Below are 15,552 nucleotides of genomic sequence, written 5' to 3' on the forward strand. Positions count from 1 at the left end.
GCGTTTCTGGCAGGACTCATAGCCTAGAGCAGATTAATTCTGTAAAGAAACCTGTACATTAGACAGAATGAGTTCTGCGGAAGCAATGGCTGATTTAACTGCCTGGGTAGCCTCCTCCATCTTCTCCATGCCTTTTGTTCCTCCTGCTCCCTTGCTGGCAACGGCAGCGGAAACGGAGAGTAGTGCTCTGGTCCTAGCAGGAGTATTGCTGAGCTTAGTTGTCGTTTACTTAGCTAGCAAAATTGGTGGTGAACTTTGCGCTCGAATTAACTTGCCGCCAGTTTTAGGAGAGCTGGTGGGCGGTGTTGTCGTGGGTGTCTCGGCCCTACATTTGTTGGTTTTTCCGGAAGGTGGGGCCGATGCTTCCACCTCCGTAATCATGAATTTCATCCAAATGACCACAGGCTTGAGTTCGGAAGCGATCGCGAGCCTGTTTTCCGCTCAGAGCGAAGTTATCTCGGTTCTGGCGGAACTGGGTGTTGTGATTTTGCTGTTTGAAATCGGGCTGGAATCAGACTTAAAAGAACTGATTCGGGTGGGTCCTCAAGCAGCAGTGGTGGCTGTGGTAGGAGTAGCTGCACCTTTTGCCGCAGGCACAATTGGGCTTATCACCATTTTTGGCGTGCCCACGATACCCGCAATTTTTGCTGGGGCGGCTCTAACCGCTACTAGTATTGGCATCACCGCGAGAGTTTTGGCAGAGATTCAGCGCCTCAGCTCACGTGAAGGCCAGATTATCATCGGCGCGGCGGTCTTAGATGACGTGCTTGGCATCATTGTTCTAGCGGTCGTAGCGAGCCTTGCCAAAACCGGAGAAATTGAAGTCGCGAATGTAATTTATCTAATTATCAGCGCCACAGTCTTCTTAGTAGGCTCGATTCTCCTGGGTCGCTTTCTCAGCCCCTTCTTTGTCTCCTTGGTCAACCAGCTCAAGACTCGCGGCCAACTGCTGATTTCTGCCTTAATCTTTGCTTTCATCTTGTCCTACATTGCAGCCGCAATCCAGTTGGAAGCCATTTTGGGGGCATTCGCGGCAGGCTTGATTCTGGCAGAGACAGAAAAACGTGGTGAGCTAGAAAAACAGGTTATCCCCATTGCCGACATGCTCGTGCCGATTTTCTTTGTCACCGTGGGTGCTAGAACGGATATTGGTGTCCTCAATCCAGCGATTCCCAGTAATCGGGAAGGGTTGATTATGGCAGCCTTTTTGATCGTGGTGGCGATCCTGGGTAAAGTCATCACCGGATTAACAGTGTTTGGTCAGCCCAACATTAATCGGCTAGCCATTGGAGTTGGCATGATTCCGCGGGGCGAAGTGGGCTTAGTCTTTGCTGGCGTAGGGTCGGCGAGTGGTGTCCTTTCCAAATCTTTAGAAGCAGCCATCATCGTCATGGTGATTCTTACCACTTTTGTCGCACCTCCTCTGCTGCGGCTGGTGTTTCAAAATGGCCCGGATGCCTCAGCCAGTGAGCCAGCAGACTTGGCGTTGGCAGCAGGTCAGACTCAACCCTTGAGTGAAACCGTTGGACTGCAAGGCGATCGCGTTGAATCAGACACTCTCGAATCCACCAGCGAGCCTGGGCAACATTAGCCAATCAGCTGAGACAACGGGTACATTTGGAGGATTTCCACCTCAGAATCCTGAGGAGGTTCGCTGTAGGTTGATTAACACTATTGGATGAAACTTGTGTGGCTGAGTCTGCGTCCAATCGCTTATCAATCTCAATTGAACAGTGAGTCTGAGCGCAGCAGGCTGCTGCAAAACGATGGCCGAGTCCGTTGGCATCGTCGAAGCTGCAAGCAACGTCTGCAAATTATGCGTTTAACCGAGACTCTAACTTGAAAGATTGGTGGGTGTGAGGAATGTGGAGCAACAAGTCAGTTGCCAATGACCAATGGAATAACGCTGTTGGAGCAGTCTGGTTCAGGCAAAAGAGCCTACTAGCTAATCAACTTCTAGCTTCTAAGGCTGTGGTGTGACCTAAATCGTGGTATTTTTCAACGCAGCCTTCAAGTTTGAACTTAGCAGAGGAACGTAGCCCAGCATGGGGTTTGGCTTACTGAATTGGGTTGATTTCCAACTCGCCAATAGCTTACAGCGACGCAATCCAAACGAGGAGAAATCACAGTGAGGCTTCACTGGCTACTACCCAGCTTTCTGGGCATTATTTTGCTGTCGTCCCCTGCAGAAGCGGCTAGACTACAGTCTTGGCAATTTAATGCCAATCAAAATCAACTTGACTTCACAACTGACGATGGGGTGCAACCCAGAGCGCAATTGATTGCTAATCCCACGCGCTTGGTAATTGACTTACCAGGTACTAAGGTGGGCGGAGCTTTGAGAAATCAATTAGTGGGCGGAGCCATCCGTTCTATTCGGGTCGGCCAGTTTGATCCTCAAACCACTCGCATCGTTGTGGAGCTGACACCGGGCTATACGCTTGACCCACAGCAAGTCAAGTTTCGAGGCCGTTCGGCCAATCAATGGTCTGTGCAACTGCCGACTCCTCAACCTGTATCGTCAAATAATCCTGGGGTCGTAGTCCCCGGTTCACCTGTCAACCCTACACCTCCAGCCACTTCCCCAGTAGTGACGGGGGCTACCACTCAAATTCAGAATGTCCAGGTCACCCCTGATGGCATCTTTGTCCGGACGACGGGTAGAGCTCCAGAGGTCAAAGTCGATCGCAGTAATAATGGACAGCAAATCGAAATTTCCCTTAAAGGGACCGCTATTTCTCCTCGCCTGACCCAGCGATCGCTATCGATTAACCGCTATGGAGTCAGTCAGCTTCAGGTGACTCAAGCCCAAGCATCTCCTCCAGTCGCGCGCATCACCCTCAATGTGGCGAGAAGCAGCCCCAATTGGCAAGCTACAGTCAGTAACTTGGGTGGCGTAGTCCTCGTTCCCACCGGAGGAGTAACAGCAGCCACAGTCGATAGCCAGCGCCCCACCCCCAATAACTCGCGTCCAGTTCCCACCAGCCCTCCGGATACAAATCAGGTAGCCACCATTGAAGCGGTGGACCTAGAAAATAACGGTAATCAACTGCTGATTCGCGGCGATCGCTCGTTCACCTACACCACTGGCTGGGACCGCAATTCGGGGCTATACCGGATTACACTCAACTCGGCTCGATTGGCTGACCGGGTGCGGGGGCCTAAATTGGATGCAAGTAGTGCGTTGCTACGAGTACGCGTGCGGCAAGAAGACCCCCAGACAGTCGTCATTTTGCTCCAACCCGCAGCGGGTGTGCAAGTTGGGGACATTAACCAGCCCAGCAACCAAATACTGGCCTTACAACTGCAACGGTCGCGTCCAGCACCAGTGCTGCCTCCAGGTAGCACAGTCGGGTCTATTCCAGTCCCACCTCCCACCAACAGACCACCCACGACCAACCTGCCTCGCGTTCCCAATGGGCGGCTAGTCGTGATCGTTGACCCAGGGCATGGCGGACCTGATCCGGGTGCCGTTGGCATTGGCGGGCTCCAAGAGAAGGGCATTACTATGGACATTTCCCGTCAGGTAGCCGCAAGACTACAGCAACAAGGTGTGCAGGCAGTTCTGACGCGCGAAGATGACCGAGACTTAGATTTGGAACCTCGCGTTGCCTTAGCAGAGCGAGCGAATGCTAGCTTGTTTGTCAGTATCCACGCTAACGCCATTAGCATGAGCCGACCTGACGTCAATGGTCTGGAAACCTACTATTACAGCAGCGGCGAACGCTTGGCTCGGACTATCCATAGCAACGTGCTTCAAGGGACTGGAGCCCGCGATCGCGGAGTTCGCTCAGCGCGATTCTTTGTGCTACGCAAAACTTCTATGCCTTCAGTCTTAGTAGAGGTTGGCTTTGTGACTGGTGCAGAAGACGCGGCTAGACTGTCAACGTCGAGTTATCGGACTCAAATGGCTGACGCGATCGCACGTGGTGTTCTACAGTACATCCAGCAAAACTTTTAGTTCCACCTGAATGCAACCATCCGTGTCTAACCACTCACAGCCGCACTCCACTTCCCTTCCTAGCGACAATTTGACCTCAGAGCCGCAAGCTAGCTTAGAACCCAATCTGCCTACACCGTTTGCCACAGAACGACAGCGGGCCTACATTGGTGTGTTTGACAGTGGGGTCGGGGGACTCACAGTTTTGCGAGAGCTGTATCGGCAATTGCCCAACGAGTCAATTCTCTACTTTGGAGATACGGCTCGCCTTCCCTATGGCACGCGATCGCAAGCAGAGATTTTGCAGTTTGTGCGGGAGATTTTGACCTGGATGGTGCAACAAGGGGTCAAGATGGCAATCATGGCCTGCAACACCAGCTCAGCTTTGGCTTTAGAAGCAGTCCGGCGGGAGTTCAAAATTCCCATCTTGGGTTTAATCTTGCCAGGAGCCCGCGCCGCAGTTCAGCAGGGCAGCCGCATTGGTGTGATTGCCACTCCTGCCACCGCAGCTAGCAATGCCTACCGTCAGGCTGTTCAAGAAGTGGATGAAACGGCTGAAGTGTGGCAAGTAGGGTGTCCGGAGTTTGTGCCCTTGGTAGAGCAAAACCGCATTAGCGATCCTTACACCTACCAAGTCGCTCAGGAGTATTTAGCTCCCCTTTTGCAGCAACAGATCGACACGCTTGTTTACGGCTGTACCCACTATCCTCACTTGGCACCTGTACTACGCAGCCTATTGCCCCCCTCTGTGAAGCTAGTCGATCCGGCAGTTAGTGTGGTAGCCGCAGCAGCCCAAGAACTAGAGTTACTCGGGTTGAGAAATATCCGGTTGCCGCTACCTACCCGCTTTTGTGTAAGTGGCAACCCGGAACAGTTCGCTCAAATTTCTGTCCAGTGGCTTGGATTCACCCCGACCGTCGAAAAAATCAATCTTCCAGAAGTACGGAGTCAAATTGTTTCTTGAACCACCGCTGAGCTGTTACCGCTTCTCTAGGCCAAGGCTGGAGCAACTCTAGTCTTGGTATTTTTTCTGGGCAGGGGGGAAGATTAAGACAGCGCAATTTGAGCGATCGCTAGCCTCAGAGCTACGCCACCACTTACTTCAAGCACTCAACTTCTAGAGTACTCCGTCTTTCTGGCTAAGCGAAACAATTTAGCGTGGCACCTTAGAACTTCGCTGAGCCAACATCAGTAGCAAATAGATTGTAAATAAGTACCCTGTGGCTAGGAGCAGAATAATGGCTGGAATATCGTGATACATAAGACGGCCAGGAGCAAAGCGGGGGTTGGCGAAGGAAAGCAAGCTCAGACAAACAAAGCTAAATTAGCCTGCAAGAAATCACTGGTGTAGCCCCTAGACACACCAACTAATCTCTATCAAGTTGCTCAGCCTAACTGCCGCCTCTAGCCCCTCAAATTCTGGTTCGGCTACAAAAGACTAAGATTGTAAGCTACAACCCCAACAACATAAGTCTTTTGATTTAGGCAGCAGACAAAACCCCAACTGCCACTAGCATAAGGAGAAACCAGAAGACTGAACTGCCATTACCTACTGAGTATCTCAGTAGAGCAGACGATACAGTTACCCTGAGGCAACTCACAGTCTCAGTCGCTTTGTAAAGTATGAAATTGTTGAAATCCTTGTCATCTAGACTAACACACGATTTCCGTGTTTTTGGACCTTACTGCACAAGTTAAGTCGCTAGAAGTGGCTGCAATCGAAAAATTACAAACAATTGGGTTACTGCAAAACTTGTCACCTTTCCAAAGTCAAGTTCTGCGGTTGATTTCTTAGGCTCAAACGCCCAATCTACAGTAACTGTTGGCTCACAACGAGGTCGAATTATCAATCAGCTAAAAACAAATCTTTCATAATGCGGGAGGGTTAGCTTAAAATGAGGTTAGGATATGTAAAATTTCGTAACCTAATATCGTAACGCCTGAGCTGGCCTCTCCATGACCTCAGCTACTTCTTTGTTCTCTACTGTCGAAACTGACCTACGGGTCTTGACAGACAATCTGAAAAACTTAGTTGGTGCCCATCACCCCATTCTCTATGCTGCCGCCGAGCATTTATTTGGAGCGGGGGGAAAACGGCTGAGGCCAGCGATTGTCTTTCTGATCTCGCGAGCCACCATGCCAGGTCAAGACATCACTGCTCGGCATCGACGATTGGCTGAAATCACTGAAATGATCCACACAGCGAGCCTCGTCCATGATGATGTCGTGGATGAATCAGAAGTTCGCAGGGGTGTTCCAACCGTCCATAGCAGCTTCGGAAACCGCATCGCAGTGCTAGCAGGCGACTTTCTTTTTGCTCAGTCTTCTTGGCATTTAGCTAACTTGGACAATTTAGAAGTTGTGAAGCTTCTGTCTAAAGTGATTATGGACATGGCCGAGGGGGAAATCCAGCAGGGGTTGAACCGCTTCGATACTAGCTTGTCGATTGAAGCCTACTTAGACAAGAGCTATTACAAAACAGCTTCCCTCATCGCTAACAGTGCTAAAGCCGCAGGTGTGCTCAGCGATGTTCCATCCCCAATGGCTGAGAACCTATACAACTATGGTCGTCATATTGGCTTAGCGTTCCAAATTGTGGATGACATTTTTGACTTCACTGGCTCTTTGGAAGCTTTAGGGAAGCCTGCTGGATCAGATTTAAAGAGTGGCAACCTTACCGCTCCAGTTTTATTTGCCCTTAAAGAAAACCCGATTCTCGAAGGCTTAATTGAACGGGAATTTGCTCATGAAGGCGATCTTGATCATGCGATCGCTCTGATTTTAGAGAGCAATGGTATGGAGCGATCGCGTGAACTTGCAGCTCACCATGCCCAAAGTGCCGTGGCCTGCCTCAGCGACCTTCCTCCCTCCGAATCCCACCAAGCTTTAACAGAAATGGCAGATTACGTCTTGAGTCGGCTGCATTAAGCACCCAGTTGGGAAGCGAACCTCAAAAGCAGCTTGCCTCGGCAATTGGACAATCAACTAAAAAGTTCACCCAACAACTTAAGCCACATCCGGCGGTAAGTTGTTGCTTGTGGTGGAGAGCTGTTGCATGTGTCCTTGAATTAACTTCGTCACTTCTTCACGTAAAATTTCGGTGCCGATATCAACGTTTCCAGGGGTATCGAAAAAAATCATGCCATCTAAACCCGGCATGGAGATGAGGTAGAACAAAATGTGCGCGATTGGCATGGGTAACGCCAGCACCTCAGGATCTTGTAACTGATAAGGGCCTGACGCCACATCTTTTAGGGTAGAAAAAGCATAAACAACGTTCTTCTCGACCCCAGGTTGGGAACGCTGGTTTAAGGTTGTTACAATCCAAGACTGATTCAGGGTTTGTAAGACATAGTATTGAGGGTGCCGCAATCGTCCTGCTATTTGCTTCAAAATGGGGGCGATCGCTTCAATTAAGCGGGGTGTAGTGCCATCTTGAGGGGCTTGCTCGATCAGGACTTGAATCTGCTGGTCTAGATCCATGCTGGAGTCTCGGAAAGATTAATCATTCTCAGTCTAGACTTTCTTCAAAATTGCTTCAAATTTATGGCTGGTGAGTATGCTAGGGTCTTGGTTAGCTGTTAACCATCATGGGGAGATCTGCCGCGACGTGGAGGCAATTTTTCAGCTACTGTTCAATGAACTTAGGCTGGCAACGGGAGCGTCTGAGCAGAATTGTACGGATGTAGCAGAGCGTTTGACGCAAGAAGTAAAAAGAATTTGCACTGAAAGTAAGCGGATTCAGGCTTCTGGAGAAGTAGAAACTTGGGCGATCACCTTAGCTCGGCATCGCCTCACTCAGTGTTTGACCTACTACAAGCTAGGGTCACGGCGGGGTCGAGTCGAGCTGCACAGTACCCTCAGTGCCGTGATCTATCGCTATATCACCCCCTCCCAAGGACAATCCAGTTATCAAGCCCGATTAACCTTGATCGAGGATTTTCTGCAAGGGTTTTACATGGAAGCCTTGAATGCATTTCGGCGGGAAACCCAGATGCCAAAGGCTTACTGCCCCAAAACCTTGCTAGAGCTAGCAGAATACATGGCCTTTACAGAGCGCTATGCTAAACGCCGCATTCCTCTGCCAGGGCACCGAAATCAGCAATTGATCATTCTGCGAGCCCAAACCTTCTCGCAACAGCAACCCTTAGAAACTTACGTAGATATTGAGCAAGCCGCCGAGGGAGCTTCTCAAGAAACCGATCAAGCTTGGAACGCAGCTTCGGTACAACAACTGCGGGAGCAAATGGTGGCTCAAGCCCCAGAACCCGCCGATGATAGTTTGCGTCACACCGTTGTGACTGAGCTGATGGCTTACCTGGAGGAGCGGCAGCAGAGTGACTGTGCAGACTACTTCGCTTTACGACTGCAAGATTTACCTGCCCATGAAATTGAGGCAATTTTAGGGCTAACCCCTCGTCAGAGGGATTACCTCCAGCAGCGATTTAAGTACCATTTAATTCGATTTGCGCTCTCTCACCATTGGGAATTGGTGCATCAGTGGCTAGAAGCTGACTTAGAACATAATCTGGGTTTGACACCCCAGCAGTGGGAGGCCTTTCAAACGCAAATCAGTGCGCAACAGCTTAGAATATTGCAGCTAAAGCAACAGCAATTTACCAATCTCGCGATCGCTCAAGACGTTGGGTGCACAGTAACTCAAATCCAAAAACAGTGGTCTCAGTTGTTGGAGCAAGCTTGGGAAATTCGCAATAGCCTAGTATCCGGAGCAAGTCCATCTACAGATGAATAGGGGTTTAGGAGATGACTAAGAATCCTGAATCATTTTCCGAAGAGTTACTCGCATGGCTACTGCAGGACTCCAACTCAGCTGAATTTTCAACTGAGACGGGTGCCAATTCTATCAATTCAGGCAACCAGGCTCAGGTTGAGCCGCTCGCTTCTAGTCAAGCGAACCCAGCGGTTAACTATAAGAGTAACAGTCCTGAATTAGCAGACTTAGATCCGTTGGATTCAGAAGGGATAGACTTTGCACTGACTAACTCCAGTGAAGTGCCAGCCTTCTCCCCGCACTCAGGGAGCCAATCACTCAAACCGGGAGAAATACTTACTGTGCAAGACAGATTCCACGCTCTTTTAAAGCGTCGATTACAAACTGAAATTCAACGCCATCCACCTCTGTTTCCTTGGGAATCGGAGGTCTATGCTTACGAGCCTGATCAAGTTGACTCAACTGTGGTCGGGCAGGTTCCCAGGCGGTTATGGGCAGCTCAACTACGCAACCTGAGTGTCCCCGTTGCGCTACCAGAGGCGGTTCTGGCTCAATTGCTGGACCAATGCCAAGATTTGCTGCAAACTTCTCTGCGGGAAGGAGCCAAATTAGTTCGAGCGGTTGAGACCTTATTTCCGGGTCATACTCAGACTCTGAATGATTTGGCTGGTATGGTACTGGTATCTCCGGCTCGCTCTGGAACCTTGGATGCTCAGATGGGATCCTCCCTATTAGAAACGAGCACTAAGTTTCCCGATAGTTATGAAGCGGCTACACCGAAGCAGCAAATGGCGCTATCCCTTCTGGCGGCTCGCGAAATTTTAAGTTCGCTAACGTTATCGATTTCAGCTAGCCAATCTTGCCTGGAACGCCAGTGGCTAACAGCAGCAGGGCTGTTGACCTTAGAGATCCGCTATCAGCCTCAAGCAGAACCAAGACTCCGGGTGCAAGGTCGCTTACCTTCCGGTGGCAGCTTAAAGTTGCAGGGGCGATCGACTCAATCAGCCGCTTCTCGATCGCAACCGGGTTGCATTAGTGTTGAGGTATTTGATCCACAACCCAATCAAACTTATCCTCTAACCGTGGAATTCTACGACCAGGAGCAAGAGCCGCTGGTGTTTGTGATTCAGCCGCTGAGCGATTGAGTGCTTAACCAGAATTGATTTTGTACAGAAGCGCTAGGATAACTCCAAGGCGCTTATGGTTGGCTTGCTACCAACCGCTGAGCGGCTAGAGTTAACTGCTTCTGTATAAATCTATGTCTAACTCACCTGGGGTACGGCAACGGCGAGGCATCCCTGTTTGGCAGCAGCTACAGCAGCGTTTGGAATCACTGCCAAACGTTGAGGTGGAGGACTCGATCCTACTACGAGTACTTGTGCAGGTACTGGTAACGGTGGGAATTATCGCAACCGATATCGCAGCCAAGGATGCAGTGGCAGAATGGCCGATTACCAGTTATTGGGCGATTCCGTTGAGCTTGTTGGGGGCCACTTGGAGCTGGTACCGTCGCCGCGATCGCAACATCCCAACGAAATTTTGCTTAGCCATTGGCATGTTAGTGACGCTACTGGCTTTTTTTGTGCGTCTATTTGGCGAGCTGAACGATACTCGCTTAGCGTTGGCTCAGTTATTAATTCAACTTCAGGTTCTGCATAGCTTTGACCTGCCTCGCCGTAAAGACTTAGGCTACTCAATGGTGATTGGTCTGATTCTGCTAGGCGTGGCAGGTACGCTCAGCCAAACGCTAGCATTTGGGCCATTTCTGCTCGTATTTGTGGCGATCGCCTTACCTGTTCTGGTTTTAGACTACCGCTCTCGTTTGGGATTGGTATTCCAAGGCTGGAAACTCCGCGGTGCTGACCTGGCTCCCAAGCGTTTGGGTATTTTCCTGCTAGTTGTAGTCAGTCTGGGACTGATCATTTTTGCTTTTCTACCTAGGCTACCTGGCTACCAATTGCGGACGTTTCCGGTCAGCGCGCCCGTAGACTTCCAAGGGGAGTTTGACACGAGTCGGATTCTGAACCCTGGTTATGTGCGGGGGGGACGCGGCGGCGGCGAGGAAGGTGAAGGAGAAGGATCTGGTGCTGAAGCGGGACAACGGGGGCAAGGCCGAGGGAAGGGCAAGCTAGACGAAACCTACTACTACGGTTTTGATACCCAAATTAATCAGAACTTGCGTGGACAAATGAAACCCCAAGTTCTAATGCGGGTGCGATCGCAAGCAGAAGGTTTTTGGCGCGTAGTCGCCTTCGATCGCTACACCGGACAAGGATGGGAAATTTCGCGTAATGACCAAGCAGAGACGATTAACCGCTCTAGTTGGTCTTATCAATTTTTCCTCCCTAGACCCATTGTTTTGGGCAAAGACAAGGAAGTAGTTCAGACTTATACGATCGTGGCGGAAGAACTGCCAAACGTGATTCCAGCGATGGCTTGGGCCAAGGAACTCTACTTCCCAACTCGTCAGGTTGCTATAGATCCAGAAGGTAGCTTGCGATCGCCCTTAGCCTTAGTAGAAGGCTTTACCTACACGGTTGTCTCAGAAGTGCCTTACCGCAACCGAACGTTGCTAAGCAAAGCTGCGACCGACTATCCGGAGGCGATACGGAAAAACTATCTCCAAGTTCCACCCGAAATTGCAGCCAAGGTGCGGCAGAAGACGCAAGAGATTTTAGCCGCTGCTCCAAATCCGCTTACTAGTCCTTCTGAGCAAGCGCTTTATTTGGCTCAGTATTTGAAGCAGCAATATACGATCCAGCCCGACTTGGCTTTTCTGGAAGATAACGACGACTTAGTCGAAGCGTTTCTCTTTCGCTTTGAAGGCGGCTACCCAGATCATTTTTCAACCGTGCTCACCGTCATGTTGCGATCGGTCGGGATACCTGCGCGTTTGGTAACTGGGTTTGCCCCAGGGGAATTTAATCCCTTCACTGGGTTATATGTGGTTCGCAATACCGATGCTTACGCCATGACGGAAGTTTACTTTCCCAAGTATGGCTGGTTTGCGTTTGACCCCATTCCAGGTCATGAACTGATTCCTCCCTCTGTGGAAGAAAACCAAACTTTTAGTGTGCTACGGAAGTTTTGGCAGTGGGTAGCGGGCTGGTTGCCTTCTCCGGTGACAGGTATTCTCAGTGGCTTGTTTAATGCGATCGCGACCATCCTGGCTCGAACAATCGGTTGGTTTCTAGGTCTCTTTTCCAAAGGATGGCTGGGCCTGTTTACAGGACTGATTGTATCCGTTGGGCTGGCTTTTCTAGGTTGGTTGGGTTGGACAGGTTGGCGAAATTGGCGCTATCAACGCTGGCTGGCCAAACTACCGCCGATGGAAAGCCTATACCAGCAAATGCTGGCTTGGTTGGCAACCCAAGGGTTTCACAAACGACCCGCCCAGACTCCTCTGGAATATGCTCAGCAATGGTACAGCCACCCCTCGCCAGAGTATAGTCAAACGATTGCGGCGATCTCACATGCCTATGTGGGCTGGCGCTATGGAGGTCAAGCTGCAAATGTGAGGCAGCTACAGCAGCAGTTTCGCAGCTTGAAAAAGCAGCAAGCTAAGAGATCGCTTGCCATCTGGAAATTGAGAAGTCAACGTCTGATGCAAAGACAGAGCGCTCGATAAATTACATAATCAAGGGCAATCATAGATAAAACAATTTACCCTCCCATTTAAGGAGGGTAAATTGTTTTATCTATGATTGCAGTAAGGAAGTTAGCACGCTAGGACGAAGTGATAAACCTTAGGCTCCTAAAAGCTCGATCGCAACTTCCTTAATATGCTGCAGGTTAAAACAAGTAACTCGTCCCATTAAAATTCGAGCCGCTGCTCGGAACTCAAAATCTGCTTCCTGCTGATTAATTTCTTGGCCGAATAGCGCTTTAGCAGCTTGCTGAATCTCTACTAAGATTTGAGCATACTCATGTTGATAGTCTTGTTGAGAATCGACAGGGATAGAAGGTAGGGTCATAATCAGGCGCTCTGGTCGAGGTGAGTTTGGCAAAGCTGCATGACGCATGAGCCTGCTTATTTCAGAATTCCCGAACTCACCAAAACTATCCGTACCACAGCTTCAAGATTTTGTAAGGAACCGTCACCTTTACATAAAGGATTGGTTTGGAATCTGAAGACGCAGGAGCCAGCCGATCCGTAGTTTCTCCGAATTCTGGCTCCTAGGTTCTAGCTTCTAACTCTTATCAAGGGCTGTACAGCCCAATAAGCTTGGCTCCAGTCAGGCTACTTAGCCTTGGCTTCCAAAGCTTCTAAGCGACTCTTCAGATCTTGGTTCTCTTTTTTCATCTGATCTAGCTCTTCGCGCAGTTGCTTCACAGCTTTATCAGAGCCAGCGTGCTTCTGAACTCTTTGGACTGCTTCTTCAGCAATGCGACGCACTCGACCGTCAGGAGTCTGATCGGCAAGAGCTTGGAGGATGGGAATTGCTTTGAGCGTTTCCATCTGCCCTAGAGCTGCCGCTACCGCCACTTGAGTCAGGAAGAAAGTTTCCCGTGACAACTCACTAAGACGCTCTAAGATCCGTGACAAATTCACGTTGGTTTGACCAGAGGAAATGCCCCCTAACGCCCGGATTGCGGCGAGACGTAACGATTGGGGGATTCCAGGAGCGGTGTACTCTAAGATCAAATTCAAAGCTGCTTCTGAAGTTTTCATCTGGCTCAGTCCCGCGATCGCCCCGGATCGCACGACTTCATTCCAGCCTGAGCGTTCTGCTAGAACTGTTTTCAGCAGCTTCAGCACCTTGTCATCCTTAGGTTTTTCATGCAGGTTAGAAGCAGCAATCCCACCAATCGCCCGAATGGCAGCGGCTTCAACGTAGTAGCTGGGGTCGCCTCTTTCAACGATTGGTTTTAGGGCTTTATAGCTCTCGGAAGTCTTGATGCTAGCTAACGCTTCAACGACGGCTCGACGGACCTGGGCAACTTCATCCTTTAGCCCTGTGACCAGTCCTGCAAAGGCCTGGTCTAGTTTGACGTCTGCTAGTTGCTTAGCAATTTCTGCTCGGACTCCCCAAAAGCGATCGCGTTTTAGAGCATCCGATAGTGCCTTCACTGCTTCTAATCCACCTTTCTTGGCTAAAGCTTCAGCAGCATAAATGCGGGAAATGGGGTCAGGATCATACTGAAGCTGGGCTTTAAGTTCAGCGACAGGGTATTCCAGTGAAACAGTTTTGAGGACGTGATTGCCTTGGTCAAAGCTGATGAACTGGGGCTTCTCTTCTAGGGGGAAGTAGAACGTTTGTTCCCGCTCATGGACTCGCACCGTGAAGGTTTTAAAGCTCCTCTCTTCTTTCTCCTCACCGCTGACATACCCAAATGCGATTGGCAATTTCAGATCAAACAGCTCATTCCGACTGCCGTTATCATTACTCTTCGCTTGGGTTTGAGTGAGGGTGATTTTGGCTAACTTGCTATCGCCATCCCAGGCGTAACCCACTTTGTAGTCGGGATGTCCACCGCGAAACACATATTGATCGAAGAGAAATAGCAAGTTGCGTCCCGTCGCTTTCTCGATCGCCCGTAGTAAATCGATGGTTTCTACAGTTTGGTGGGCGTTGTCGTTGACGAAGGTGGCGATCGCTTTCCAGAACAAGTCATCCCCCAACTCCGCCCGGATCATGTGGTAGACGCAAGCCCCCTTTTCGTAGAGGTGGCGATCATAAAGCTCGATCGCTTCTCGATAAACGTGAGTGACAATGGGGCGACGGTAACGGGCAGTATCCTCTGCAATATAGTTGCGAGCTTCACCAAGCCGATAGTAAGCAGCTTCTTCGGCTCCGTATTCCTCTTCAGTCCACATCACTTCCGAGTAGGAAGCCATACCTTCTTTGAGCCAAGCATGAGACCAGTGCTTGATCACCACCAAATCCCCAAACCACTGGTGGGCCAGTTCGTGGCAGACCAAGCTCTCAGTGCTGCGGTTATCTAGCGCGGCTCGTTCATCCAACAGGCAGCGATCGGTCAACAGCGTGGTGGAAGTATTTTCCATGCCGCCGAAGATGAAGTCATCGACGCAAACCTGAGCGTATTTCGGAAAAGGATAGGGGTAGCCATATTTCTGGCTGAGAAACTCCATCATTCTGGGAGTTTTGCCCATGCTGCGGCGGGCATCAGCTTCGCGACTTTTTTCGACGTAATAAGGAACGGGTTTTCCTTGCCATTCATCGCGAATCTCGGCAAAGTCTCCGATTGCTAAGGTCATTAAATAAGTCGGATGCACCTGCTGTTGCAACCAGTGATAAATCTTGGTGTCGCCCTCAACCTCAGTGTTGATCAGCTCGCCGTTGGAAATTGCCGTTAAGTGCTTCGGCACCCGGACTCGAATTTCAGAGCTAGTCAATTGGCCTGGGTAGTCGAAGCAAGGAAACCAGAAGCGAGAGTCTTCATCTTCGCCTTGGGTCCAGACCTGAACAGGTTTATTAGGATAATGCTTATCTGGTTGAATAAAGTAGAGACCACGCTGGGGTTTTTCGACGCTGTAGGCGATCGCTAACTCCAAGGGCTTCCCTGTTTCCGTGGGTTGCTGCAACTGGATGTGCAGTTGTTCTCCATCGGTTTCAAAGGCTTGCTCAATCGCGGCAATTTTCACCGACTGAATGTTTAAGTTCACTGCATCCAGAGTCAGGCGATCGATGCCATTGCAAATTGGATTGAGGCGAATGGTGCAAGTGCCTTGGTAGGACTGGTTAGGAATGTCGAGAGCGAGATCTAAAAAGATATGCTCCACTTGACCAGGGCGATCGGGATTGTAGTGAGGCCGAGCACCCGGTAGCTCAAATGACTTATGGCTGTTCTGGTCAGAATCGAAAGACGACTGCAACATTGGTAGAAGATGACCTGTAGGGCTAAAGAATAGAAGCGC

10 protein-coding genes are annotated in these 15,552 nt (G+C 50.2%); 7 read left to right on the top strand and 3 right to left on the bottom strand.

Features of this window, described 5'->3' with window-relative positions:
- Positions 1 to 127: 127 nt before the first annotated feature.
- From NDA01_RS12975 to sds, 4 genes are all read left to right on the top strand, one after another.
- Positions 128 to 1,591: a cation:proton antiporter gene (locus tag NDA01_RS12975; RefSeq protein ID WP_348228379.1), complete on the top strand. Its 1,464-nt coding sequence runs from the start codon at positions 128 to 130 to the stop codon at positions 1,589 to 1,591.
- A 537-nt stretch (positions 1,592 to 2,128) separates the two neighbouring features.
- Positions 2,129 to 3,961: an N-acetylmuramoyl-L-alanine amidase gene (locus NDA01_RS12980; protein ID WP_348228267.1), complete on the top strand. Its 1,833-nt coding sequence runs from the start codon at positions 2,129 to 2,131 to the stop codon at positions 3,959 to 3,961.
- Positions 3,962 to 3,983: 22 nt separating this feature from the next.
- A complete protein-coding gene (gene murI / locus NDA01_RS12985) occupies positions 3,984 to 4,904 on the top strand; it encodes a glutamate racemase (protein ID WP_431193396.1) in 921 nt (306 codons plus the stop codon).
- A 992-nt stretch (positions 4,905 to 5,896) separates the two neighbouring features.
- Positions 5,897 to 6,868 carry a solanesyl diphosphate synthase gene (gene sds / locus NDA01_RS12990; RefSeq protein WP_190559889.1) on the top strand — a complete coding sequence of 324 codons (972 nt, stop codon included), beginning with the start codon at positions 5,897 to 5,899 and terminating at the stop codon, positions 6,866 to 6,868.
- Between the two features lie 78 nt (positions 6,869 to 6,946).
- Here sds and NDA01_RS12995 read toward each other — a convergent pair whose 3' ends face one another.
- Entirely contained in the window at positions 6,947 to 7,423 is a 477-nt protein-coding gene (locus NDA01_RS12995; protein WP_190553561.1) for a hypothetical protein, read from the bottom strand.
- Positions 7,424 to 7,499: 76 nt separating this feature from the next.
- Here NDA01_RS12995 and hetZ point away from each other — a divergent pair, with 76 nt between their 5' ends.
- From hetZ to NDA01_RS13010, 3 genes are all read left to right on the top strand, one after another.
- Positions 7,500 to 8,693: a heterocyst differentiation protein HetZ gene (hetZ, locus tag NDA01_RS13000; RefSeq protein WP_348228268.1), complete on the top strand. Its 1,194-nt coding sequence runs from the start codon at positions 7,500 to 7,502 to the stop codon at positions 8,691 to 8,693.
- Between the two features lie 11 nt (positions 8,694 to 8,704).
- Complete coding sequence (locus NDA01_RS13005) at positions 8,705 to 9,817, top strand: PatU (RefSeq protein WP_348228269.1); 1,113 nt, start codon at positions 8,705 to 8,707, stop codon at positions 9,815 to 9,817.
- Positions 9,818 to 9,930: 113 nt separating this feature from the next.
- Positions 9,931 to 12,300: a transglutaminase TgpA family protein gene (locus NDA01_RS13010; RefSeq protein WP_348228270.1), complete on the top strand. Its 2,370-nt coding sequence runs from the start codon at positions 9,931 to 9,933 to the stop codon at positions 12,298 to 12,300.
- A gap of 118 nt (positions 12,301 to 12,418) precedes the next feature.
- Here the strand turns inward: NDA01_RS13010 and NDA01_RS13015 are convergent, their stop codons facing one another.
- Together NDA01_RS13015 and NDA01_RS13020 are read right to left on the bottom strand one after the other, a co-directional pair.
- The gene (locus NDA01_RS13015; RefSeq protein ID WP_190434808.1) at positions 12,419 to 12,694 is read right to left on the bottom strand and encodes a hypothetical protein; all 276 of its coding nucleotides are present in this window, start codon (positions 12,692 to 12,694) and stop codon (positions 12,419 to 12,421) included.
- A 218-nt stretch (positions 12,695 to 12,912) separates the two neighbouring features.
- Positions 12,913 to 15,513 (bottom strand): M1 family aminopeptidase, encoded by a 2,601-nt coding sequence (locus NDA01_RS13020; RefSeq protein ID WP_348228271.1) that lies wholly within the window; start codon positions 15,511 to 15,513, stop codon positions 12,913 to 12,915.
- Positions 15,514 to 15,552: the final 39 nt, after the last annotated feature.

Origin of the sequence: Trichocoleus desertorum AS-A10 (assembly GCF_039962155.1) — a bacterium.
In the GTDB taxonomy this organism is placed as follows: Bacteria; Cyanobacteriota; Cyanobacteriia; order FACHB-46; family FACHB-46; genus Trichocoleus.